At 56.4% G+C, this 23,689-nt stretch carries 25 protein-coding genes; 16 read left to right on the forward strand and 9 right to left on the reverse strand.

What is annotated here, in order from left to right; translation table 11 throughout:
* Window positions 1–12 precede the first annotated feature (12 nt).
* Both AC0L7R_RS01390 and AC0L7R_RS01395 read left to right on the forward strand, forming a co-directional pair.
* Window positions 13–930 (forward strand): DMT family transporter, encoded by a 918-nt coding sequence (locus AC0L7R_RS01390; protein WP_247127904.1) that lies wholly within the window; start codon window positions 13–15, stop codon window positions 928–930.
* An 82-nt stretch (window positions 931–1,012) separates the two neighbouring features.
* Window positions 1,013–1,390 carry a DUF1304 family protein gene (locus AC0L7R_RS01395; RefSeq protein WP_473658454.1) on the forward strand — a complete coding sequence of 126 codons (378 nt, stop codon included), beginning with the start codon at window positions 1,013–1,015 and terminating at the stop codon, window positions 1,388–1,390.
* Window positions 1,391–1,428: 38 nt separating this feature from the next.
* Here AC0L7R_RS01395 and AC0L7R_RS01400 read toward each other — a convergent pair whose 3' ends face one another.
* The gene (locus AC0L7R_RS01400; protein ID WP_473658456.1) at window positions 1,429–2,298 is read right to left on the reverse strand and encodes a branched-chain amino acid aminotransferase; all 870 of its coding nucleotides are present in this window, start codon (window positions 2,296–2,298) and stop codon (window positions 1,429–1,431) included.
* Window positions 2,299–2,439: 141 nt separating this feature from the next.
* Here AC0L7R_RS01400 and AC0L7R_RS01405 point away from each other — a divergent pair, with 141 nt between their 5' ends.
* The 6 genes from AC0L7R_RS01405 (at window position 2,440) to dxs (ending at window position 7,731) form a co-directional block, all read left to right on the forward strand.
* Window positions 2,440–2,946 carry a MarR family winged helix-turn-helix transcriptional regulator gene (locus AC0L7R_RS01405; protein WP_348108034.1) on the forward strand — a complete coding sequence of 169 codons (507 nt, stop codon included), beginning with the start codon at window positions 2,440–2,442 and terminating at the stop codon, window positions 2,944–2,946.
* On the forward strand, window positions 2,943–3,650 hold the full coding sequence (locus AC0L7R_RS01410) for a response regulator (RefSeq protein ID WP_348108033.1): 708 nt from the start codon (window positions 2,943–2,945) through the stop codon (window positions 3,648–3,650). Before AC0L7R_RS01405 ends, AC0L7R_RS01410 begins: the two co-directional genes overlap by 4 nt.
* A 153-nt stretch (window positions 3,651–3,803) precedes the next feature.
* Window positions 3,804–4,727: a histone deacetylase family protein gene (locus AC0L7R_RS01415; protein WP_473658458.1), complete on the forward strand. Its 924-nt coding sequence runs from the start codon at window positions 3,804–3,806 to the stop codon at window positions 4,725–4,727.
* A complete protein-coding gene (locus AC0L7R_RS01420) occupies window positions 4,724–4,960 on the forward strand; it encodes an exodeoxyribonuclease VII small subunit (RefSeq protein WP_247127898.1) in 237 nt (78 codons plus the stop codon). Before AC0L7R_RS01415 ends, AC0L7R_RS01420 begins: the two co-directional genes overlap by 4 nt.
* Window positions 4,953–5,807, forward strand: a complete 855-nt coding sequence (locus AC0L7R_RS01425) for a polyprenyl synthetase family protein (RefSeq protein WP_473658460.1) — start codon at window positions 4,953–4,955, stop codon at window positions 5,805–5,807. Before AC0L7R_RS01420 ends, AC0L7R_RS01425 begins: the two co-directional genes overlap by 8 nt.
* A 10-nt stretch (window positions 5,808–5,817) precedes the next feature.
* Window positions 5,818–7,731 (forward strand): 1-deoxy-D-xylulose-5-phosphate synthase, encoded by a 1,914-nt coding sequence (gene dxs / locus AC0L7R_RS01430; protein ID WP_473658462.1) that lies wholly within the window; start codon window positions 5,818–5,820, stop codon window positions 7,729–7,731.
* A 76-nt stretch (window positions 7,732–7,807) separates the two neighbouring features.
* On the opposite strand, the gene AC0L7R_RS01435 is transcribed toward dxs, so the two are convergent.
* Window positions 7,808–8,584: an ion transporter gene (locus AC0L7R_RS01435; protein ID WP_473658464.1), complete on the reverse strand. Its 777-nt coding sequence runs from the start codon at window positions 8,582–8,584 to the stop codon at window positions 7,808–7,810.
* A gap of 135 nt (window positions 8,585–8,719) precedes the next feature.
* Between AC0L7R_RS01435 and AC0L7R_RS01440 the strand changes: the two genes are divergently transcribed.
* The gene (locus AC0L7R_RS01440; RefSeq protein WP_348107009.1) at window positions 8,720–9,373 is read left to right on the forward strand and encodes an androgen-induced gene 1 family protein; all 654 of its coding nucleotides are present in this window, start codon (window positions 8,720–8,722) and stop codon (window positions 9,371–9,373) included.
* Here AC0L7R_RS01440 and AC0L7R_RS01445 read toward each other — a convergent pair.
* Window positions 9,336–10,199: an SDR family oxidoreductase gene (locus AC0L7R_RS01445; protein ID WP_473658466.1), complete on the reverse strand. Its 864-nt coding sequence runs from the start codon at window positions 10,197–10,199 to the stop codon at window positions 9,336–9,338. The two genes, AC0L7R_RS01440 and AC0L7R_RS01445, sit on opposite strands and share 38 nt — an antisense overlap.
* Before the next feature lie 56 nt (window positions 10,200–10,255).
* Between AC0L7R_RS01445 and AC0L7R_RS01450 the strand changes: the two genes are divergently transcribed.
* Entirely contained in the window at window positions 10,256–10,879 is a 624-nt protein-coding gene (locus tag AC0L7R_RS01450) for a methyltransferase domain-containing protein (RefSeq protein WP_473658468.1), read from the forward strand.
* Here the strand turns inward: AC0L7R_RS01450 and AC0L7R_RS01455 are convergent.
* The 4 genes from AC0L7R_RS01455 to AC0L7R_RS01470 all read right to left on the reverse strand — a co-directional run bounded on the left by AC0L7R_RS01455 (window position 10,876) and on the right by AC0L7R_RS01470 (window position 15,789).
* Window positions 10,876–11,658, reverse strand: coding sequence for an enoyl-CoA hydratase-related protein (locus AC0L7R_RS01455; RefSeq protein ID WP_473658470.1), 783 nt, complete (start codon window positions 11,656–11,658; stop codon window positions 10,876–10,878). The genes AC0L7R_RS01450 and AC0L7R_RS01455 overlap by 4 nt on opposite strands.
* 3 nt (window positions 11,659–11,661) lie before the next feature.
* Window positions 11,662–13,683, reverse strand: a complete 2,022-nt coding sequence (locus tag AC0L7R_RS01460; RefSeq protein WP_473658472.1) for an acetate--CoA ligase family protein — start codon at window positions 13,681–13,683, stop codon at window positions 11,662–11,664.
* 96 nt (window positions 13,684–13,779) lie between these two features.
* A complete protein-coding gene (locus AC0L7R_RS01465) occupies window positions 13,780–14,943 on the reverse strand; it encodes an acyl-CoA dehydrogenase family protein (RefSeq protein ID WP_473658474.1) in 1,164 nt (387 codons plus the stop codon).
* Between the two features lie 105 nt (window positions 14,944–15,048).
* On the reverse strand, window positions 15,049–15,789 hold the full coding sequence (locus AC0L7R_RS01470) for a class II aldolase/adducin family protein (RefSeq protein ID WP_473658476.1): 741 nt from the start codon (window positions 15,787–15,789) through the stop codon (window positions 15,049–15,051).
* A gap of 239 nt (window positions 15,790–16,028) precedes the next feature.
* On the opposite strand from AC0L7R_RS01470, the gene araD reads away from it, so the two are divergent.
* From araD to AC0L7R_RS01500, 6 genes are all read left to right on the forward strand, one after another.
* Window positions 16,029–17,771 (forward strand): L-arabinonate dehydratase, encoded by a 1,743-nt coding sequence (gene araD / locus AC0L7R_RS01475; RefSeq protein WP_473658478.1) that lies wholly within the window; start codon window positions 16,029–16,031, stop codon window positions 17,769–17,771.
* The gene (locus AC0L7R_RS01480) at window positions 17,771–18,682 is read left to right on the forward strand and encodes a Gfo/Idh/MocA family oxidoreductase (RefSeq protein WP_473658480.1); all 912 of its coding nucleotides are present in this window, start codon (window positions 17,771–17,773) and stop codon (window positions 18,680–18,682) included. Before araD ends, AC0L7R_RS01480 begins: the two co-directional genes overlap by 1 nt.
* A gap of 161 nt (window positions 18,683–18,843) precedes the next feature.
* Window positions 18,844–20,184, forward strand: coding sequence for an FAD-dependent oxidoreductase (locus AC0L7R_RS01485; protein ID WP_473658482.1), 1,341 nt, complete (start codon window positions 18,844–18,846; stop codon window positions 20,182–20,184).
* Window positions 20,184–20,549, forward strand: coding sequence for a hypothetical protein (locus AC0L7R_RS01490; RefSeq protein WP_473658484.1), 366 nt, complete (start codon window positions 20,184–20,186; stop codon window positions 20,547–20,549). The genes AC0L7R_RS01485 and AC0L7R_RS01490 overlap by 1 nt, the downstream gene beginning before the upstream one ends.
* Window positions 20,550–20,561: 12 nt before the next feature.
* On the forward strand, window positions 20,562–21,866 hold the full coding sequence (gene preA / locus AC0L7R_RS01495; protein ID WP_473658486.1) for an NAD-dependent dihydropyrimidine dehydrogenase subunit PreA: 1,305 nt from the start codon (window positions 20,562–20,564) through the stop codon (window positions 21,864–21,866).
* Window positions 21,867–21,914: 48 nt separating this feature from the next.
* A complete protein-coding gene (locus AC0L7R_RS01500) occupies window positions 21,915–22,178 on the forward strand; it encodes a DUF7218 family protein (RefSeq protein WP_473658488.1) in 264 nt (87 codons plus the stop codon).
* 45 nt (window positions 22,179–22,223) lie between these two features.
* Here the strand turns inward: AC0L7R_RS01500 and AC0L7R_RS01505 are convergent, their stop codons facing one another.
* Window positions 22,224–22,892 carry an FAD-binding oxidoreductase gene (locus AC0L7R_RS01505; RefSeq protein ID WP_473658490.1) on the reverse strand — a complete coding sequence of 223 codons (669 nt, stop codon included), beginning with the start codon at window positions 22,890–22,892 and terminating at the stop codon, window positions 22,224–22,226.
* A 55-nt stretch (window positions 22,893–22,947) separates the two neighbouring features.
* On the reverse strand, window positions 22,948–23,550 hold the full coding sequence (locus tag AC0L7R_RS01510) for a TetR family transcriptional regulator C-terminal domain-containing protein (RefSeq protein ID WP_247127881.1): 603 nt from the start codon (window positions 23,548–23,550) through the stop codon (window positions 22,948–22,950).
* Window positions 23,551–23,689 lie beyond the last annotated feature (139 nt).

A 23,689-nucleotide genomic window follows, 5' to 3' on the forward strand; every position in this document is an offset into this window, starting at 1 on the left:
AAGGGGCCGCCAATGCAACCTGTCCATGGTATCGCGCTCAAGGTAATTTCTGTATGTATGTTTGTCTGTATGGCCAGCCTGATCAAGGCGACGGCTGACAGTGTACCGCCTGGCCAAGCCGTCTTTTTCCGGTCGTTCTTTGCGCTGCCGATTATCTTTGGCTGGCTCGCGATGCGGCATGAATTGCGGGACGGGTGGAAAACCAATAACCCCTTGGGCCATTTCTGGCGCGGATTGATCGGGACGGGCGCTATGGGGCTCGGGTTCACTGGTCTGGGCCTGCTGCCGCTGCCTGAAGTCACGGCGATTGGCTACGCAGCCCCCCTGTTGGTGGTTGTCTTTGCTGCGATGTTTCTGGACGAAAAAGTCGGGATATTCCGGTTGTCCACCGTCGCTTTGGGCATGGTCGGGGTTTTGATCGTGCTGTCACCGCGCCTGTCCGCTGCGCTGGGCGTGTCCGAAACACTGGGCGCATTGGTGGTCTTTATGGGGGCCGTTCTGGCGGCACTCGCACAGGTTTTTGTGCGCAAGTTGGTCGCGACCGAGGGTACGGCAGCGATCGTGTTCTGGTTCACAGTCACATCAAGCATCTTGTCGTTGTTTACGATTCCTTGGGGCTGGGCATGGCCCGGCTGGTCAGCGGCGGCTTTGTTGATTTGTGCGGGGCTTTTCGGCGGGATCGGTCAAATTTTCTTAACATCAAGCTATCGCTACGCCGACGCGTCGTTGGTCGCGCCCTTTGACTATACGTCCATGCTGTTAGCGCTCGGCATCGGGTATTTCATCTTTGACGAAGTCCCCACGGCGACAATGCTTCTGGGTGCCGCGATTGTTATCTCTGCGGGGGTTTTGATCATCTGGCGTGAACGGACGTTGGGCCTGCAAAGAGCACAAGCACGCAAAGCGATGGGATCAATTGGCGGGAAGTGACGCTAGGGCGCGTGATTTTCATCGGCCAACGACGCGTTGATCTGCTACAGTCTTGAAACGGGCTGCTGCAAAAGGAAAACGCATGCGCAAAATTTCGATGGTCTTCATTGCGGCAATCGCTGCGCTGCATTTTTATATCGCATGGTTTGAAATCTTCGCGTGGACCACACGTGGCCCCAAAATCTTTACGACTTTCCCTGAAGAGCTGTTCGAACAGACAATCGTTCTGGCGGGCAATCAGGGCATCTACAATGCGTTTCTTGCGGTTGGTTTGGTGTGGTCGTTGCTGATCAAGGATCGGTATTGGTCGGCAAATGTCGCGACCTGCTTTTTGCTTTTTGTGGCGGCTGCGGGATTGTTCGGGGCTGCAACCGCGTCGCCTAGCATCCTGTTTGTACAGACGGTGCCTGCGACCATCGCGTTGGTCTTTAGCTATTTGGGACGCAAGTCCGACAGCTAAACGTCAATAAAAAGGGGCGCCGAAGCGCCCCGATCTGATTACATGCGAACCAGTTTTTCGTAGTCCGATGCGATTTCTTGTGCCATGGCGCCAACTTCAAAGTTGTAGTCGCCGATTTGACCAACTGGGGTCACCTCAGCGGCAGTGCCTGTCAGCCAGCATTGTTCGAACCCTTCCAGTTCTGCTGGTTTGATGGTGCGTTCAACAACTGTGATGCCTTTTTCGCGCAGCATGCCGATAACAGTCTGACGGGTGATCCCGTTCAGGAATGCGGATGCGTCCGGCGTGTGCACTTCGCCATCTTTCACGAAGAAGATGTTCGCGCCCGTAGCTTCGGCAACGTCGCCTTTGTAGTCAAACATCATCGCGTCAGAACAACCTTTGGCTTCTGCGGCGTGTTTGGACATGGTGGCGATCATGTACAGACCGGCAGCTTTCGCTTGGGACGGCGCTGTTTCCGGCGACGGACGCTTCCATTTGGCAATATCGAGCTTGGCACCTTTGGTCTTCGCATCACCGTAGTAATTGCCCCATTCCCAAACGGCCACGGCAAGGTGGACAGGGTTGGCAGCAGCAGCGACGCCCATATCGGTGCCAGACCCGCGCCATGCTACTGGACGTACATACGCGTCTTTCAAACCATTGGCATCAAGGGCGGCCTGCTTGGCTGCTTCGATTTCATCCACTGTGTAAGGAATGTCAAAATCGATCAGCTGGCCGGACTTGATCAGGCGTTCTGAATGTTCACGTGATTTGAAGATCTTGCCAGAGTAACAACGCTCACCTTCAAAGACAGACGACGCATAATGCATTGCGTGGGTCAGAATGTGGACGTTGGCGTCACGCCATTCCACAAGCTTTCCGTCGAACCAGATTTTGCCGTCGCGATCGTCATATGCAGCTGCCATTGCGGCCTCCCGATTTGCATTTGTTGCGCGTTTATGTCCGAAATGGACTTAATGTTGCGCAATTTCTCAAAATCGCTAACAGTTGATTCTTGGAATGTCAACAAAGCTGACGTATTCTGAACGAGCGAGGTGGAGGAAGCCATGACACAAAGCGGTCAATCGACGACGGGGCAAAGCCTGCTGTTCCTAACGGATGAACAGCTGCGCAAAGGAACCGAGGCAATGTTCTTTGCCTATCGCGGATTTACCGCTGATCCGGATCGTATCCTATCCGAACGAGGCTATGGTCGTGCCCACCACCGTGCCGTACATTTCATCCATCGCAGCCCCGGAACGACGGTTAATAACCTGCTTGCGATCCTTGGCGTTACAAAACAATCGCTTAATCGTGTGTTGCGTACATTGGTCGAAGACGGTTTGGTGCTCAACACAGTTGGGACAAAAGATAAGCGGGAACGTCATTTGTATTTGACGGAAACGGGTACGGCGTTGGAACGTGCCTTATCTGACGCTCAGCGGGACCGGATGCGCGCGGCTTATCGTGCGGCTGGACCTGCGGCTGTTGCGGGGTTCCGGCAAGTGTTGGAAGCCATGATGGACGAAGAAATGCGTCGTCACTACGACGCACTGAAGGACAAAGCGGAATGAATGCAGACGACGCCCACCTGCTGATTGTTGATGACGACGAACGTATTCGGGGTCTTTTGCAGAAATTTCTGATGCGCAGCGGCTTTTTGGTCAGCAGCGCCAAAGATGCGGCCCACGCGCGGCGTATCCTCAGCGGGCTCGAATTCGATCTCATCGTGCTGGACGTCATGATGCCGGGTGAAGATGGTCTGTCGCTATGCCGCGATCTGCGAACGCAGATGACTACACCGATCTTGTTGTTGACCGCTAAGGGCGAAACGGACGATCGGATTACAGGGTTGGAAGCGGGGGCCGATGATTATCTGGCCAAACCGTTTGAACCCAAAGAGCTGCTGCTGCGGATCAACGCAATCCTGCGCCGTGTGCCTGCGGCCGAACCCGTGATGGCGACCCCGAAAGTGCTGAACCTGGGTCCGGTGCGGTATGACATTGAACGTGGCGAGATGTGGCGCGGCGAAGAACTGGTGCGACTGACATCCACGGAAAGCCAGCTGATGCGGATTTTCTCGGGCGTGCCAAGCGAACCTGTGACGCGGGCGAAGCTTGTGGAAGAGTTAAGCCGTTCCGGCGGGCAAACCCAAGAACGTGCGGTAGATGTTCAGATCACACGGCTGCGCCGCAAGATCGAAGAAGACCCGAAGCAACCCCGCTACCTGCAGACTGTGCGTGGTGCCGGATACATGTTGGCCCCTGACCAATCCTAATCTACCAAGATTGATCCCATTGTGCGGCTACGCCGCAAGTGATTAGTTCAGTTGTGACTGCATCACCGTTGTTGTCCGCAAGGTGATGTAGGCACATGCCGCTACGGCGGACCCTCTGGGGGAGATATTTATGACCAAAAGAAGGGCGAATTGATGTCGACCGTTGTGATTACCCACAAGGATTGTTTCGATCATGTGACACCACCAGGCCATCCAGAACAGGTCGCAAGGCTGGATGCTGTTTTGACAGCACTTGAGGCGTTGGATGTGCAGCAGGTCACCGCCCCGCTTGCTGCAGATGATGACATTTTGCGCGCCCATCCGAAATCTCATGTAGAGTCTATCAAGGCGGCCGCGCCTGCAGAAGGATGGCGGTCATTAGATGCGGATACGCATATGTCCGTAGGCACTTTGGCAGCTGCGTATCGTGCAGCCGGTGGCGTCGTGAAGGCCGTGGATATGGTGTTAGGTGGTGAGGTCGGCAATGCCTTTGCTGCCGTCCGCCCGCCGGGCCATCACGCAGAACGTAAAACCGCGATGGGGTTTTGTTTTTTTGGCTCGGTAGCGATTGCTGCGAAACATGCGTTGGACCATCACCGGCTGAAACGCGTCGCGATCCTCGATTTCGATGTGCACCACGGCAACGGGACGCAAGATTTGGTCGAGGATGATCCCCGGATCTTGTTTTGCTCTAGCCACCAATCGCCCCTTTACCCGGGCACCGGGGCTGCCCACGAGACAGGCGTTGGGAATGTGTTGAACGTGCCCCTGCCAGATGGCACAGGGTCTGTTGCTTTTCGCAAGGCATGGGATGATATCGTGTTTCCACGCGTAGATGCATTTCAGCCCGAATTGATCCTCGTGTCTGCCGGATTTGATGCGCATCAGGACGATCCGTTGGCTGGCATGATGTTGAAGACCGACGATTTCGCCTGGATCACCCGCCGGATTTGCGCGCTTGCGGATTTGCATTGCGCAGGGCGCGTGGTATCCGCCCTTGAAGGCGGTTACGATCTGGATGCCCTTGGTGCCAGTGTTGCCGCGCATGTCGGTGTTTTAGAGGAAGCAAGCAGATGACAGACGCTGTTGATCAGATGAGTTTTGAAGACGCGATGAAAGAACTGGAAACCGTTGTTGGCCAGCTTGAACGCGGCGATGTGGCTTTGGATCAGTCGATTGCATTGTATGAACGCGGTGCTGCTTTGAAAGCGCGGTGTGAGGCGAAGCTGAAAGAGGCCGAAGAAAAGGTCGCGAAGATTACCCTCGGTGAGGGTGGTACGCCTAACGGGACTGCGCCGCTGGATGCTTAAGGCGGCGCTACAGGATGCGCAGAATCGCGTCGCTGCGATCGTTGATGCGGCCCTGCTCGATGTTGACCTGCCAGTTGCTGACGCGATGCGTTATGCTGTTGGTGGTGGCAAAGGTCTGCGCGGATTTCTGGTGTGCGAAGGTGCGCGTCTGCATCAGGCAACTGCCGCTGACCACGTGGCAGCCGCGATTGAATGTCTTCACAGTTATTCCCTGATACATGACGATATGCCTTGTATGGACGACGATGCATTGCGTCGTGGTCTACCGACTGTTCATGTAAAATGGGACGAAGCGACCGCCGTATTGGCGGGTGATGCGTTGCAATCGCTGGCGTTTGAACTGATCGGTAACGCGCCGATGGATGCGGCCCCGCGTGTCGACTTGATGACGTCGCTAGCCATTGCTGCGGGTGTACGCGGCATGGTCGGTGGGCAGGCGCTGGATATCGCTGCGGAAACCGCGCCGTCACCATTGACGCTTGATGAAATCACGACGTTGCAGGCAGGTAAGACCGGTGCGCTGATTACGTGGTCTGCTATGGCAGGCCCGCGTATGGCGCAGGCCGATACGGCAGCGTTGCAGGCATATGGCGACGCACTCGGGCTCGCTTTTCAAATCGCTGACGACATTCTGGACGTTGAAGGGGATGCTGCCACGGTCGGGAAGGCCGTCGGCAAGGATCAGGATGCGGGCAAAGCCACCTTCGTTTCGCTTCTCGGCTTGGATGCGGCAAAACGTCGGGCAAAGGTGCTGGTAGACGAGGCCTGTGATGCGCTATCACCGTATGGGAATGATGCGGAAACGCTGCGGGACGCTGCCCGCTATGTGATTACCCGCGATAAGTAGGAGCCGACAGATGGCTGACCGTCCAACAACCCCGATCCTTGATCAAGTGACTGTGCCTGCGGATATGAAAGCCCTGTCTGACGTACAGTTGCGCCAGTTAGCGGATGACGTGCGCGAAGAAACAATTTCGGCGGTGTCCGTGACGGGCGGACATCTGGGCGCTGGGCTTGGTGTGGTTGAGCTGACGGTTGCGCTGCATGCGGTGTTTGATGCGCCGAAGGATAAAATCATCTGGGACGTGTCCCACCAATGTTACCCGCACAAAATCCTGACAGGTCGGCGTGACCGTATCCGGACCCTGCGGATGGAAGGCGGATTGTCCGGTTTCACGAAGCGGTCCGAAAGCGAATATGACTGCTTTGGCGCTGCGCATTCCAGCACATCGATTTCGGCTGCTTTGGGCTTTTCAGTCGCACGCGATCTGGGTGGTGAAGGTGGGGACGCGATTGCGATTATCGGTGATGGATCGATTTCTGCGGGTATGGCCTACGAGGCGATGAACAACGCGGGCCACTTGGGTAAGCGCCTTATCGTGATTTTGAACGATAACGAAATGTCGATTGCACCGCCTGTTGGAGCGATGTCGACCTACCTGTCCCAACTTTACGCCGGCGAACCGTTTCAGGAACTGAAAGCCGCAGCCAAGGGCGCGGTGTCCTTCCTTCCCGAACCGTTCCGCGAAGGCGCCAAGCGCGCCAAAGATATGGTCAAACATATGACCGTGGGCGGAACTCTGTTCGAACAGTTGGGCTTTTCCTACATCGGTCCGATTGACGGGCATGATATGGACCAATTGCTCGCGGTTTTGCGCACCGTGAAGGACCGCGCAACCGGTCCGGTGTTGATCCATGCGATCACGAAAAAGGGTAAGGGTTTTGCCCCCGCAGAGGCTGCGCGCGACAAGGGCCATGCCACAGGCAAGTTCAACGTCGTGACGGGCGAACAGAAGAAAGCGCCGTCAAACGCACCGTCTTACACCTCTGTGTTTGCGGAAAGCCTGCTGAAACATGCGGCGACCGATACGAAGATTTGCGCGGTGACTGCGGCGATGCCTGACGGCACGGGTCTGAACAAATTCATGGAACGTTACGCGAGCCGTTGCTTTGACGTCGGTATCGCCGAACAGCATGCAGTGACCTTTTCTGCGGGCCTTGCGGCGGGTGGGATGCGTCCGTTTTGTGCGCTCTATTCCACGTTCTTGCAACGCGGTTACGATCAGGTTGTCCACGATGTTGCGATCCAACGCCTGCCTGTGCGTTTTGCGATTGATCGCGCAGGGCTTGTTGGTGCGGATGGCGCGACACATGCGGGTGCGTTTGATGTGGCGTTTCTTGCCAACTTGCCCGGATTTGTTGTGATGGCTGCAGCTGACGAGGCGGAACTGGTGCATATGGTTGCGACCGCGGCCGCCCATGATGAAGGCCCAATTGCATTCCGTTTCCCTCGTGGCGAAGGTGTGGGCGTTGATATTCCGGTAGACGCTGAAATCCTAGAGATCGGCAAAGGCCGGATGATCCGCGAAGGATCCAGGGTCGCGATCCTGTCCTTCGGCACCCGCCTGCAAGAAGTCGAAGCCGCCTGCGAAGCGCTCGGCGCGAAAGGTATTACGCCGACGATTGCGGACGCACGTTTCGCTAAGCCGCTCGACCGCGACATGATCCTGAAACTGGCAGAAGACCACGACGCGTTGATCACCGTGGAAGAAGGCGCTGTTGGCGGCTTCGGGTCGCATGTGGCGCAATTGCTGGCCGACGAAGGCGTGTTCGACCACGGATTAAAATTCCGGTCGATGGTGCTGCCCGATATCTTCATCGACCAAGCAAACCCGCGTACGATGTACGACGTGGCGGGGTTGAATGCGGCCGATATCGAAGCGAAAGTGCTCGAGGTGATGGGCGTTGCAACGATTGAAAAACGCGCCTGACACGGGTATTTCGCGGACGTCTTGGGGGCTAGCCCCCAAACCCCCAGGATATTGAGGGCCAAAAGAAGGGGACGATCTAGCGCTTGTTCGCGTCCAGACGCCGTTCAATCGCGATCAGTTTTGCCATGACTTCGTCCCTGTAGGCGTCCGTTGCAGCGTTGCCTTCTTCGGCATGGGCGTCTTGCATCGAATTGACGATCAGACCGACCAGCAGGTTCACAACCGCGAAGGTCGTAATCAGGATGAACGGGACAAAGAACGCCCAAGCGGTCGGATAAACCTCCATCACGGGGCGCACGATGCCCATTGACCAGCTTTCCAACGTCATGATCTGGAACAAAGTGTAGGCGGACAGCGCAAGATTGCCGAACCAATCGGGAAAAGCCGCACCAAATAGCTTTGTGGCTATGACCGCGCCGATGTAGAAAATGATGCCCATCAGCAAAAATACCGATCCCATGCCGGGCAGGGCGGTCACAAATCCTTCAACAACGCGGCGCAGCGAAGGCGCGACGGATAGCACCCGCAGGACACGCAGCACGCGAAGCGCGCGCAAGACGGATGCGCCTTGCGTGACGGGCACAAGCGATATGCCGACAACAGCAAAATCGAACAGGTTCCAACCATTGCGGAAAAACCGCGGGCCTTGCGCGAACAGCTTGGCCGCGATTTCCACGGTAAAGATGGTCAAACACAGCAAGTCGAGGAAACGGATCACGGAGCCAGCCTGCGCCATGACCGTCGTCGACGTTTCCAGTCCCAAGATCACCGCATTGAACAAAATGACGACGATGATTGCGTTCTTAACGGGTTGGCGGTCGAGAAAATCAGATGTTTGTTGACGAAATGACATGCCGCGGCCCTTAATAAAGTCTCGGTTTCATATGGGTCGGGCAAGCTAAATGCGCAAGGCGGCAATGGTGACGCCATGTCTTGCTGGACCGAAGTGGTTTTCCGCGTTTGACTGGTCGCAGGAGGACCTCAAGATATGATGAACAAGCGGCGCATTTTCCGGTGGATCGTGTTTCTGTTGGCCGCGTTCTATTGCTTGCGCACATTGTTCTTTGGCGATTTTTCCGAATTTGGCGGACCGTTTCGATATTTGACGATCTGGGCGCTGTTCTGTTCGTTCTTTGCCGCAAGTCGGATGATGGCGTTGGAAGAAGGACGCAGCACGCGGCGCTGGGACGGCTTTGTGTGTATGACGGCCGTGATCAACGCGATGGTCGTTTTCCTGTATTGGCGGCTGTTTTTCGCGGATCCTGCGTCTGTCACCCGCGACGGCGAACTGGGGCAGTTCTACCTCGAAATGTATCTGCATGGCCTTGGTCCCGCGTTGCAGATCGCGGACACGCTGTTTGTGCATCGTAGCTACAGGAAACTGACCGCACCATTGGCGTGGCTCTTTGGGGTGATCGCAGCCTACGTCGCGTGGGCCGAATTGGTGGTCGGACCGATGAACGATAGTCCGGTCGGTGCGGTGACAAGCGGTTTGCCCTACCCATTCCTGAACGATTTGGCACTAAACGGCAGGGCGGTTTTTTACGGATCAAACTTTGCGGTCGCGTTAGTTCTGTTGCTTGTTTTCGCAGCGGTCGCTTGGCTTATCCGCCGGACATTTCCTGCGCAAACAACGCCTTAAGTCCTGATCTGTAGTCGGGGTAAAGCAGATCAACACCCAATTCATCCTTGATCCGGTCGTTCCGCACTTTCTTGCTTTCTGCATAAAAGCTGCGGGCCATGGGGGTCATTTCAGCCGTTTCAAAATCCTCGGCCACTGGCACAGGCAGCCCGAGCAGTCCGGCTGCGTAGGCGATCACGTCTTCGGGCGGGGCAGGGTCATTGTCGCAGACGTTGTAGGCTGCACCCGGATTGGGACGTTGAATTGATGTGTCAAGAATGCGGGCGATGTCAGCGACATGGGTTCGGCTAAACACTTGCCCCTGTTTGATAATGCGCCGCGCAGTCCCGTTGCGGACCTTCGAAAACGGACCGCGTCCGGGCCCATAAATACCAGCGAGCCGGAAAATATGCAGCGGTAGCCCCTCAATCTCTGACCAAGCCGCTTCCGCTTTCACACGCGCGATGCCACGTTTGGTGGCGGGGGTCAGGGGTGCAGTTTCATCGACCCAATCACCTTGGTGATCGCCGTAAACGCCGGTCGTGGACAGGTAGCCGACCCACGCGAATTGATCGGCGCGTTTGGCGATTTCATCCCGCAATTCGGCCAGCACCGGATCACCGTTTTCACCGGGTGCTGCTGAAATCAACAAATGCGTCGCCGCATCAAGGGCAGGGATCATATCCGCGCCAGGCCAGATGCGCGGTTCAATCCCGTCTTGCATGAACGTAACGGCTTTGTCCTCTGACCGTGTTGTGCCGATGACGCGCCAGTCGCGCGGCAGCAAAAGCCGCCCCAGTGCCTGCGCCGAATATCCGTGTCCAAATGAAAGCAATGTCTGTGTCATGGCACCTGTGGTGATACAGACAAGACAGATGCGCAAGTCCGTGCTAGCATTTCAGGATGAGCAAACCGCCGATTGTCAAAGACGCATACGCCCTGACCTCTGCTGAAGCGGTGAAGGAATTGTATCGCGATTGGGCTGTCAGCTACGACATCGGGTTTAGCGTGAGCCAAGGCTACCAAATCCCACGTGAAGTGGCGCTTGCATTTTTCGGGGCGGAAGGCGTTGGGCCTGTGCTGGACGTTGGTGCCGGAACGGGGCTTGTTGGCGAACAACTGGCCGCACTTGGCGATGTCATCATTGATGGTGTTGATTTGTCCGCTGAAATGTTGGCGGTCGCGGCCACAAAGGGTCATTATCGGGACCTGATCGAAGCGAACATCCTGCAACCACTGCCGACGCAGCAACGCTACGCCGGGGTGGTCAGTGCGGGCACCTTTACCCTAGGGCATGTCGGCCCCGAAGGGGTCGTGGCCCTGTTAGATGTCGCCGATCAGGGTGCTCTTTTTGTGATTGCGGTTAACGCGGAACATTTCGAAAGCGCAGGTTTTGCCACGATGCTGGATGACATCGCCGACCGCATCGCAGACCTAAGCTTCAAAGACATCCGCATCTATGACGACCGCGCATCAGAAGATCACATTGATGACATGGCCCGATTGATCATCTTTCGCACCGTTTAGCGTCCCTTCCAAACCGGATCACGTTTTTCGGCAAAGGCTTTTGCGCCTTCAAGCTGGTCTTCGCTGGAATAAAGCACATCAACGCTGGCCAATTGCCGCTGTGTGATCCGGTTCATCGCGTCTTGGAATTTGGAATCTTCCGCATCGCGCACAACCTCTTTGATTGCAGCATATACCAACGGCGGACCGGATGCGATCAGGCGGGCCATGTCCCAAGCTTGATCCATCAAATCAGCGGCAGGATAGGTGTGGTTCACTAATCCCCATCCCATTGCCTCTGACGTGTCGAACCATCGCCCCGTTAGCAGCAGTTCCATCGCGATGTGATAAGGGATGCGTTTCGGCAATTTGATCGATGCGGCATCCGCCACAGTGCCAGATCGGATTTCGGGTAGGGCAAAGGTGGCGTGATCAGCTGCCAGAATAATATCGGCAGACAGGGCAAGCTCTAACCCGCCCCCGCAACAAATCCCGTTCACGGCGGCGATCACCGGTTTGTTCATCCCGCGCAGTTCCTGCAATCCGCCAAACCCACCGACACCGTAATCGCCATCAACGGCGTCGCCTTCACTGGCGGCTTTCAAATCCCAACCCGGGCAAAAGAATTTGTCGCCCGCGCCGGTGATGATCGCGACACGCAGGTCTGGATCGTCGCGAAAATCTGCGAACACATCCCCCATGATCCGCGATGTCGCAAGATCAATGGCATTCGCCTTTGGACGGTCCAGCGTGATTTCCAGAATGCCACCTTCGCGGCGTGTTTTGATAGGGTTGGTCATCGGTTACTCCGGATATGTTTGGCGCCACAGCGCGTCCGCGATCACAGCCTCTGTCGGCGTGCAAATCAGCGGATTGATTTCGATTTCGACAAAGCCGTCGGTCTGCATGGCGACGCAAGCCTGCAGTTTCAGGATCTGGTCAATAATGGCAGCGCGATCCGCAGCAGGCTTGCCGCGATATCCGTCAATCAACGGCGCGATCCGCAATTTGCCCAACGCCGCATCAATCTGTTCGTGCGTCGCAGGCAACATCAAATGCTGGGTGTCCTGCCATAACTCGGCCAAGGTGCCGCCCGCCCCAATCGTCAACATAATCCCGTGTGCCGGATCATGCGTCGCGGCGATCAACAGTTCGACAATGCCGCCTTGGGCCATTTCTTCGACAAAGTTGTGCCCGCCGCTGGGCGGCAAAACCGCCAGCGCCGCAGTCGCGTCATCAGCCGTGCGCACATTCAAAACGACGGCATTCGCCTCTGTCTTGTGCGCTATCCGGTCCGCCTTTACGACAACCGGAAAATTGAGCGCTGCGATCTGGTCTGGATCCGTTTCCAACGCATTGCGCGGGACATTCAGGCCGTGACTGCGTAGCATCTCTTTGGCGGCGCGTTCGCCGTGATCAATATGTTGGTCGTATGTGGTGCCAGTTAGCAAACCTTCACATGGCGCTTGACGGGTCAAAGCGGCGGCAGCTGCCATCGCCTCCGCCAATCCCTGTAGGGGCGCCACGTTGTGGGCCAGCAATCGCTCGGCGACGGCTGTCGGCATCGTTTCTGGCAGTGACGACACCATCGCAACTGGCCCGCCCTTTTCCTGTGCGCCGATTGCTGCATCAACTGCGCAATCCCAGTCTTTCGGGTCAGCACGGGCAGGATCAGGTACATCCACGACGGTCATAGTCAGGGCAACAGCAGGATCAACCATCGCAGACCATGCGGCTGTCATGGCAGCCGTGTCACGCCAAATATAGGTGTGGTAATCTAGCGGGTTCGCCAGCGCGACCTTAGGGCCCAGAACATCGCGTAGCGTTGTCGTTTGCGCAGCGGTCAACGCCGGAAACGTCAACCCATACGCCTGCCCCAGATCAGCAGCCAGCGATGCCTCGCCTCCCGAACAACTGATCGACGCCACGTGTTTGCTGTCCAAGCGGCCGCAAACATGGCCTAGCTTCAACGCCTCTAAAAACTCGGGCAATGCATTCACACGGCCAATGCCAAGGAATGACAGTAACGCATCGGCACTCGTATCCTCACCTGCTAATGACGCAGTGTGTGATTGCGTGGCGGCTCGGGCCGCTTCTGATCGGCCCGCCTTGATTGCAACAATCGGGATATCGCGGGCATGCGCCTTGTGCGCGACCGCTTCCCATCCCGCGAGGTCGGTGAAACCCTCGACATGGACGCCAATCGCCGTGATCCTATCGTCATCTAGCAATGCATCTATGATCGCCGCCTGCGACACCTGCGCCATGTTTCCACACGTGATCATCATCGCAATGGGCAGGTTACGGGCCTGAAACGTCAGATTGATCGCGATGTTCGATGATTGGGTCAGGATCGCGACACCACGATCAACACGCGACAACCCGTGTTGGTCCGGCCAGATGATGGCGCCATCCAAAGCGTTGATAAAACCATAACAATTGGGGCCAAGGATCGGCATGTCGCCTGCCGCATGCAACAATCGGGTTTGGGCGTCGCCGGCAAGACCATCCTCGGCTTGCGCTTCGGCAAATCCGGACGCGAAACAAACCGCACCGCCCGCTTGCGCCTTCGACAACCGCTCTGCCGCACCAATCGTGGCATCGCGATTTATGCCGATAAAGGCGGCGTCAGCTGCGGCGGGTAAATCCGGCACACCTTGATATGCGGGCAATCCGGCAACCTCGGTTTTCACCGGATGGATCGGCCATATCTGACCGGCGAACCCAAAGGCCTGCGCCTGTTTCACAACCGCTTCACCCCATGCGCCACCACCAATCACGGCCAGCGACTTCGGTTTCAAAAGCCGTTGCAAGTCAACCGACATCCGCCGTCCCCCGCTTCTTTTGGTCATAAATACCTCGGGGAGCGCGAGGGGCTGGCCCCTCGAACCTGTCGGCTTGGCGCGCCAAGTCGAAACACATCACGCGCCCAAGGCCCGCAGCAAATCGCGACTAATGATGTGGCGTTGAATTTCCGACGTCCCGTCCCAAATCCGTTCCACGCGGGCATCACGCCAGAACCGTTCGAGCGGGTAATCATCCATCAACCCCATACCGCCGTGAATCTGGATCGCGGCATCAGTCACACGCGCCAGCATTTCAGACGCATACAGTTTCGCCGATGCAATTTCGCGGTTCGCGGGCAGGCCTTTATCCAAACGATCCGCCGATGCGAGCGTCAGTAGATCAGCCGCATCAATCTCTGTGATCATGTCTGCCAGTTGGAAACTGACGCCTTGGAACTTTCCGATCTTTTGGCCGAATTGTTCGCGTTCAGCGGCGTAATTCAACGCGTAGTCGAACACACGGCGTGCGCGACCCACAGACATCGTCGCGACTGTGATCCGCGTGGCATAAAGCCATGTGTTCATCACCTCGAACCCGCCATCGACCTCGCCCAGCACCTGCGCGTCAGGCAGGCGGCAATCGTCGAATTCTAGGATCATGTTCTGGTAACCGCGGTGCGACACCGATTTGTATCCGTCGCGGATCGTAAAACCGGGTGTGCCGCGATCCACCAGAAACGCTGTGATCCGTTTCTTAGGGCCGCGCGGGGTCTGGTCTTCGCCCGTCGCGATGAAGACGATGATGAAATCGGCATGTTCAGCGCCGGAAATAAAATGCTTCGTCCCGTTCACGACCCAATCGCCGCCGTCACGAACAGCGCTGCATTTCATCCCGCGCACGTCCGATCCGGCCCCCGGTTCGGTCATGGCAAGCGCGTCCATCTTTTCGCCGCGCACCGCAGGCATCAGATATTTTTCGACCTGATCACCTTCGCACGCCATCAGGATGTTCTGGGGTCTGCCAAAGAAGTGGTTCAGCGCCATCGACCCGCGTCCCAGTTCCCGTTCGACCAGCGCAAATTCTAGATGGTTCAGGCCGGCACACCCGACACTTTCGGGGAAATTGCAGGCGTAAAAGCCCAGTTCGATCGTCTTGCGTTTGATCTCTTGCGCGATCTCGGTGGGCACGTGGCCGGTGCGTTCGACCAGTTCTTCATGCGGGTAGATTTCGTTTTCGACGAAGCTGCGCACAGTCTCCGCAATCATCGTGTGTTCGTCAGTGGTGCCGTAAATTGTCATGGGATCGCCTTGGGTTTGAGGTCAGGAAAAAGGGAAAAACCCTTTCAGCCCCTCGGCGCCAAACGTCGCGTGCTTTTCCACTGCTTTTTATCGTCAAGCACGCTGCTAGCTCGCATAGGGCGACCCTTCTTGATCCAAGATGGCCTTAAGTTCAGCCAGATGCCGTTGATCTTGCTCAGGATAGCTTTCCAATTCAAGCGCGGTTTTTTCGGCGATGTCGTCGGGCAGCACGCGTAAGGGTAGGCCCGTTTGCAGTGCGCGAATGTAGGTTTCGCAGGACCGTTCAAAATAGAACATCCGGTTGAAGGTATCCGCGACCGTGTGGCCGATCACCAACACCCCGTGATTGCCCATGATCATGACCTTTTTCTTCGGATCGCTAAACTGCGCTGCACAGCGTTCACCTTCGTCCTCAAACGCTAAACCACCATATCCATCGTCGATCACATAGCGATTGAAGAAGGTGCAGCAGTTCTGGTCAATCGGCGGTAGGCGACTGTCCTGCAATGACGCCAACACTGTGGCGAACGTGGAATGCACATGCATCGCGCAGCGCGCATGTGGGACCAGTCGGTGAATTCCGCCATGCAATCCCCACGCAGTTGGATCGGGCGCATCGGGCCCTTTCAACGTGTCGGGATCATTGGCGTCTACCACGATCATATCGGACGCTTTCACGCGGCTGAAATGTACCTGATTTGGGTTCATCAGAAACCGTGTGCCATCGTCATTGATCGCCAACGAGAAATGGTTCGCCACCCCTTCGTGCATGTTCAATCGGGCCGTCCAGCGAAACGCTGCCGCCAAATCAACCCGTTCTTCCCAATGATCAACCGTGTTGCGCATGTCGTCCTCCGTTTGGGCTACGCTGGCAGGCCATTGCTTCGTAATCAAGCGTTTTTGGTTTCATTATTTGGACAAAAACAGCCCAAAATGGGGTGGTTGGTGTCACATAGTGAGACTGGCCCAAACCCAAGCAAAATAAAGCGGTTTTGCGTCGTTTTTTGCCTTGTTTCGCGTTTGAGATTGGCGCGAACAGCGCGTATCAATTCCTAAACACCCAATAGCATCAAAACGAGGCAACCATGACCTTTCAGCCTGCCGAATGGCCCCGCAAACTCCGCTCTCAGGAATGGTTCGGTGGATCAAGCAAGGACGCGATTTATCATCGGTCGTGGATGAAGAACCAAGGTCTGCCCGCCGATCTTTTGGATGGTCGTCCGGTGATCGGTATCTGCAATACGTGGTCCGAACTGACGCCTTGCAACGCCCACCTGCGCGATCTTGCCGAACGCGTGAAATTCGGTGTGTACGAAGCAGGCGGGTTCCCCGTCGAATTCCCCGTGTTTTCTCCGTCCGAGGTCGCATTGCGCCCCACCGCCATGATGTTCCGCAACCTATGTGCGATGGACGTCGAAGAATCCCTGCGCGGTAAACCCATCGACGGCGTTGTGCTGCTCGCAGGTTGTGACAAAACCACGCCCGCCTTGCTGATGGGCGCGGCATCCGTCGACATCCCCGCGATCATGGTGTCCGGCGGCCCAATGCTGAACGGTAACTTCCGCGGTGAAGTCGTGGGGTCCGGCACCCACATCCGCCATTTCTCCGCCGAAGTTGCAGCAGGCAATATGACCGCCGAAGAATTCGTCGCGGCAGAGGCGTCAATGTCCCGCTCTGCTGGGTCGTGCAACACGATGGGCACCGCGTCCACAATGGCGTCGATGGCCGAAGCGCTCGGCATGGCATTATCCGGCAACGCTGCGATTCCTGCCGTTGATAGCCGCCGCCGCGTAATGGCCCACATTACAGGCCGCCGTATTGTGGACATGGTCAAGGACGACCTGAAACCGTCTGACATCATGACCAAAGAGGCATTTGAGAACGCAATCCGCACCAACGGCGCAATCGGCGGATCAACCAACGCGGTGGTCCACATGCTCGCCCTTGCGGGGCGTTGCGAAATCGACCTGACTTTGGATGATTGGGATCGCTGCGGCAAAGGCGTGCCAACAATCGTGAACCTGATGCCGTCCGGTAAGTACCTGATGGAGGAATTTTTCCATGCAGGCGGTCTGCCCGTCGTGATCAAACGCTTGGGCGAGGCAGGGATGTTGCACAAAGATGCGCTGACCGTATCCGGCGGAACCATCTGGGACGAAGTCAAAGACGTCACCAACTGGAACGACGACGTGATCTTGCCCGTTGAAAAAGCGCTGACAGCATCAGGTGGCATCGCCGTATTGCGCGGTAATCTCGCGCCAAACGGGGCGGTTCTGAAACCGTCCGCCGCCAGCCCGCACTTGATGAAGCACCGTGGCCGCGCCGTCGTGTTTGAAGATATCGACGACTACAAAGCTCGGGTAAACAGCGACGACCTGGACATTGATGAAACCTGCGTCATGGTCCTGAAACACTGCGGGCCGCGTGGTTATCCGGGCATGGCAGAGGTCGGCGATATGATCCTGCCGAAGAAGGTCCTGCAAAAGGGTATCCGCGATATGGTGCGCGTGTCCGACGCGCGCATGTCCGGCACGGCCTTCGGGACCGTGGTGTTGCACACAGCGCCTGAAGCAGCCGCGGGCGGTCCATTGGCGGTCGTGCAATCGGGCGACGTTATCGAACTAGATGTCGAAGGGCGCACACTGCACCTCGACATTTCCGACGACGAATTGGCGTCGCGCTTGGCAGCGTGGAAACCAAGCGTTCCGGCACCAAACGGTGGCTATGCACAGCTGTACCACGACAAAGTCATGGGCGCGGACACAGGCGCGGATTTTGACTTCCTCGTCGGATGTCGCGGAAATGAAGTCGCAAGGGAGAGCCACTGATGGGAACCAATATTTGCCTCGTCGGCATCGGCAAGATCGCGGCCGACCAACATGTCCCCGCAATCAACGCGTCCGATGACTGGACCCTCGCTGCGACTGTCAGTCGGGCGGGGACTGTAGATGGCGTGCCGTCCTTCACCGACTTTGATCAAATGCTGGCGGACCGGCCTGATATTCCTGTCATCTCGCTTTGCCTGCCGCCAGTCCCGCGTTTCGATTTCGCGGCCAAAGCGATCGCAGCAGGCCGTCACGTGATGCTTGAAAAACCACCCGGGGCGACTTTGGCAGAGGTGCACGCGTTGCAACAAATGGCCGCCGACAAGGGCACCAGCCTGTTCGCGACATGGCACAGCCGTGCGGCAAAAGCAGTGCAACCGGCCAAGGCCTGGCTCGCCGACAAAACTATCACATCGGCGCATATCAACTGGAAAGAAGACGTGCGCAAATGGCATCCGGGCCAAGACTGGGTGTTCGAGGCGGGGGGCATGGGCGTCTTCGATCCGGGCATCAATGCGCTGTCCATTATCACCGAAATTCTGCCCTTCGAGATGCGGCTCAAACACGCAATTTTGGAATTTCCATCCAATCGCGACACACCTATTGCGGCAAAAATGCAATGGGCAGACAACGTCAGCGGTGAATTTGACTGGCGTCAAACAGGTCCACAAAGCTGGGATATCACGGTTGAAACGACTGCTGGTACGGCGGAAATCAAAGATGGCGGAACGCGGTTCTTGATCGACGGAACGGAACAAGACACTGGCGAAATCGGCGAATATCCAGCGCTGTATGCTCAGATGAATAATCTTGTGAAATCAAACGCTTCGGATGTCGATTTGCGTCCGATGGTGCATGTGGCGGATGCCTTCACTTTGGGGAAACGCACCGTGACTGACGCGTTCGAATTCTAGGCGCAACCGCCCCTTCATTTCGCTGAAACAGCTCCCGCCGGAGGCACCTGAATGTGCCCCCGGCGCGGGGCTCTGTTTTCATTTCGCCTAAAATTTACCATTTGATAAAAAAATTTTCTGTGCCAAGCTGAACGCAATTCAGGATAGACAGAGAGTTGCCCATGGCCACCCCATTGACTCCCGGTATTGCTGTCGGCCGCTTGCCCGCCGACGAAATCGCCGAGAACTTCAAAGACCTCCACGCGCCATACGCGCCGCACGAAGCGTCGGTTGCGGCTGACCGGTGTTATTTTTGCTATGACGCGCCATGCGTGACGGCCTGCCCGACGTCGATTGATATTCCGCTGTTCATTCGCCAGATCGCAACAGGCACGCCAGAGGCATCAGCACAAACCATCTTTGACCAGAACATTCTTGGCGGCATGTGCGCCCGTGTTTGTCCGACCGAAGACCTTTGCGAACAGGCATGTGTACGCGAAGCCGCCGAAGGCAAGCCTGTCGAAATCGGTCGCTTGCAGCGTTACGCCACTGACACGCTTATGGACAAAAACAGCCATCCGTTTGAACGCGCAGCACCAACTGGCAAACGCGTAGCCGTGCTTGGCGCTGGTCCTGCGGGTCTGGCCTGCGCACACCGCCTTGCGATGCTGGGTCACGAGGTGAATCTGCTCGATTCCAAAGGCAAAGCAGGCGGTCTGAACGAATTCGGGATCGCTGCTTACAAATCCACGGACAACTTCGCCGCGAAAGAAGTTGAATGGCTGATGGGCATTGGTGGGATCACCTTCCACAAAGGCCAGATTTTGGGGGAAAGCTTCCAACTGGACGAACTTGTCGCAAACCATGACGCGGTTTTCCTTGGCGTGGGTCTTGGCGGTGTGAATGCGCTTGGCGTGCCGGGTGACGATCAGGATCAGGTGTTCGACGCGGTGCGCTTCATTGCCCATCTGCGGCAGTCCGATGATCTGTCCCAACTGCCTGTCGGGCGCAACGTTGTGGTGATCGGCGGCGGGATGACCGCGATTGATGCGGCAGTCCAATCGAAACTGTTGGGCGCGATGAACGTGACAGTTGCCTATCGTCGCGGGCGTGATGCCATGGGTGCCAGCACCTACGAACAGGACCTCGCCGCATCGAAAGGCGTCAACCTGATGTTCAACGTGCAGCCCAAAGCCTTGCACGCGGATGATGAAAACTACGTTGAATTCATCGAACTGGAATACACGCAAGACGACGGGTCTGGCCTGAAAGGCACGGGCGAAACCGTGAAACTTGAGGCTGACCAAGTGTTCCGCGCCATTGGTCAAACCCTGACCACAGACGGCGGGCTTGCGCTGGACGGCCGCAAAATTGCGGTCTCTGAAACGGGCAAAACCAGCAACGACAAAGTCTGGGCCGGTGGCGATTGTGCCGCGGGTGGTGACGATTTGACCGTGACTGCCGTTGCCGAAGGGCGTGATGCTGCGATGGATATCCACGCCACACTAATGGGTGCCGCCTAATGCGGATGGTGCCAACCTTGATCGGCGCAATGTCTGTTTGTTCTCCCGCGTGGGCAGACATTGCACCGTTCTTGGGCGCGCACTGCGGCACGAGCGAAGTAATTTACATCGAAGAAACCGGTGCCGGTTTCAACGAACATACGGTGTGTGATTACCTGTCCGATCCGGTGATCAAATCCCGTTCTATCGAGGCGTCATTGGCATGTCGGAATGTCTATGTGCTGGATGCCTCGACCGACCCAATTACGGTGGAAGAAACCGACCACCAAAACATCGTCCTGCGGATGCATCGCACTGCGGACAACGAAAATTATGATGCGTTTATCGACGGCGCGCCCATCGGGCGTTTCGGCATTTGCGGTTAAGGAGGCTACACAATGGCTGATCTCACAACTGAATTTCTGGGCATCAAAAGCCCGAACCCATTCTGGCTGGCCTCCGCGCCGCCAACTGACAAAGAATACAACGTGCGCCGCGCTTTTGAAGCAGGCTGGGGCGGCGTTGTCTGGAAAACACTCGGGTCTGAAGGCCCGCCAGTCGTCAACGTCAACGGCCCACGTTACGGCGTGATATACGGCAAAGACCGGACCGTGTTAGGGATCAACAACATCGAATTGATTACCGACCGCGACCTTTACACCAACCTAGAAGAGATCAAGCGCGTCAAAGCTGACTATCCGGACCGCGTGATCATCGCGTCCATCATGGTGCCTTGCGAAGAAGAAGCGTGGAAAGCGATCCTGCCGCTGGTCGAAGACTGCGGCGCTGACGGGATCGAACTGAACTTCGGGTGTCCGCATGGTATGGCCGAACGCGGTATGGGCAGTGCTGTGGGTCAGGTGCCTGAATACATCGAAATGGTGACGCGCTGGTGCAAGCAATACTATAGCAAACCGGTCATCGTGAAACTGACGCCGAACATCACCGACATCCGCAAACCAGCGGCTGCGGCGAAACGTGGTGGCGCGGATGCGGTCAGCTTGATCAACACGATCAACTCGATCACCTCTGTCGATCTTGATGCTATGGCGCCAGAACCGACAATCGACGGCAAAGGCACGCACGGCGGCTATTGCGGTCCGGCCGTAAAACCAATCGCCATGTCCATGGTGTCAGAGATCGCGCGCGACCCTGAAACGCACGGTCTGCCGATGTCTGGTATCGGCGGTATCACCACATGGCGTGATGCGGCGGAATACATGGCGTTGGGCTGTGGCAACGTACAGGTTTGTACGGCTGTGATGACTTACGGCTTTAAAATCGTTGAGGAAATGATCAGCGGTCTGTCCCAGTGGATGGATGAAAAGGGTTACACCAACACGTCCGATTTCGTCGGCATGGCTGTGCCAAACGTCACAGATTGGCAGTACCTGAACCTGAACTACGTCGCCAAAGCCCAGATCAGCCAAGACGACTGCATCAAGTGTGGTCGGTGCTATGCGGCCTGCGAAGACACATCGCACCAAGCGATTGCAATGACCGAAGACCGGACATTCAGCGTGATCGATGAAGAATGCGTCGCCTGTAACCTTTGCGTTGATGTGTGTCCGGTTGAAAACTGCATCACGATGGTCGCGATGAAACCGGGCGAAGTTGATCCGCGCACGGGCAAAGTTGTCGAAAAAGAATACGCCAACTGGACGACGCACCCGAATAACCCAAGTGCTGTCGCCGCTGAATAGCGGAACCAATCATGGCTTTGGTCGTTGCTCTGTCGAAAGGAGACCACGATGACCAAAGACCACGGACCATCCATTAAGGATGACGAAACATACGAGGCCTTGCGCGAAGACGGGGCCTCGAAACAAAAAGCGGCTCGGATCGCGAATGCGCAAGCCAGCGACGATCAGAACCCGTCGGAAAAGGGTGGCAAAGCCCCGCCTTACGAAGATTGGGCCAAAGATGATCTGTACGAACGGGCGCAAGAGTTAGAAATCGACGGGCGGTCAGATATGACCAAAGACGAATTGATCGACGCGCTGCGAAATTCATAAATGAAAAAGCCCGCCAAGCGATCTTGGCGGGCTTTTTGCTGGGGTTTACCAGCCGTCTTCGGTGATAATTTTGTCGTCAGCCACGCCCATATCTTTCAAGGCATCGCGCATCGCATCCACAAAACCACCCGGACCACAGATGTAGAATGGTTGGGCCTTGTCAGTAATCAGCTTTTCCAACTCAGCTTGGTCGACCTTGCCTTTGGTGTAGGCCGTATCCTCCTGATCCGAGATGTAGAAAATTGGATCAACACCGGCCAACGATTCCCACGTTTCTTTCAGAATAATGTCGTCATCGGTCTTGTTCGCAAAGATCAGCGTGTCGCCCTTAATCCCTTCGCGTTCGTGCTTTTTCAGGATCGCAATAAACGGTGTTACACCGGCACCTGCGGCAAGAAAAACGCCAGCGCCATGGTCTTGGATCGCGCCAAACGGGCCGTCAGCCTGCGCAATATCGCCGATGCCAAGATCAGGCACATGTTCGGTCACACCGTCATGATCGGGGTAGGACTTGATCACAAAACTGAGGCTGGATTCATCGGGTTGCGACACCATCGTGAACGGGCGTCCTTCATCCTTGATCCCGTCTTTTTGAAACGCCAGCTCAGCGGCCTGTCCAGGCGCGAATGTGAAATCCTTCGGGCGTCCAAACATCAACTGGTATGTATCGTGCGTCACCGGAGTGATCTCTTGCAGGACTAATTTATGGGTCATTTCAATCTCCTTTGGCGGCATAACCGCCTAGGTTTTGAAATGTTCCGATGTGCGGTTAGACGGCCAAGAGACGGCGGAAAACATCATCCAAGTGGGATTCCGCAGACACAAACGGATCCGTGTCGCCCAAAATAGACCGGACCTGCACATCAAAATCCGCGTAATGCTGGGTCAGTGACCAGATCGAAAAGATCAGATGAACGGGATCGACAGGTCTGATTTTGCCATCCGCGATCCAGCCTTCAATGACTGTTGCTTTGGCTTCGACAAGTTCACGCAACTCACCAGCTAAAACATCTTTGATCCGTGGTGCACCTTGTAGAATTTCATTGGCGAACAGGCGGCTTTCACGGGGGAAATCGCGGCTCATGGCCAGTTTGCGGTTCGCATAGGCCAGAATTTCTTCAACGGGATCGCCGTTGTCGTCCATCTGGTGCAGGGGTTCCAGCCAGTTTTCCAGCAGTCGCGACAGTAGCGCGCTGTAGATCGCGTCTTTTGACGGGAAATAATACAGCAGGTTCGGTTTCGACAGACCGGCAGCGTCCGCGACCTGATCCAACGTCGATCCGCGAAAGCCAAACTGGGAAAAAACTTCCAACCCAGCGGCCATGATAGCGGCTTGGTTTTTTTGCTGAATACGGGTGGCTGACTTAGGCATGAGTTACACTTTGCACAAAAAGGAAGCGAGGGAAGCAATTTCTACGCCGGCGGCGCACTTTTTTTAGGAATAACGAAGGTAGGCGGCAGAAAGCTTGACTGAGTCTTGCCCTCTGTTAGCGTGTCTTTGACCAGATGGT

The sequence above is a fragment of the Yoonia sp. D2-7 genome, assembly GCF_055809435.1.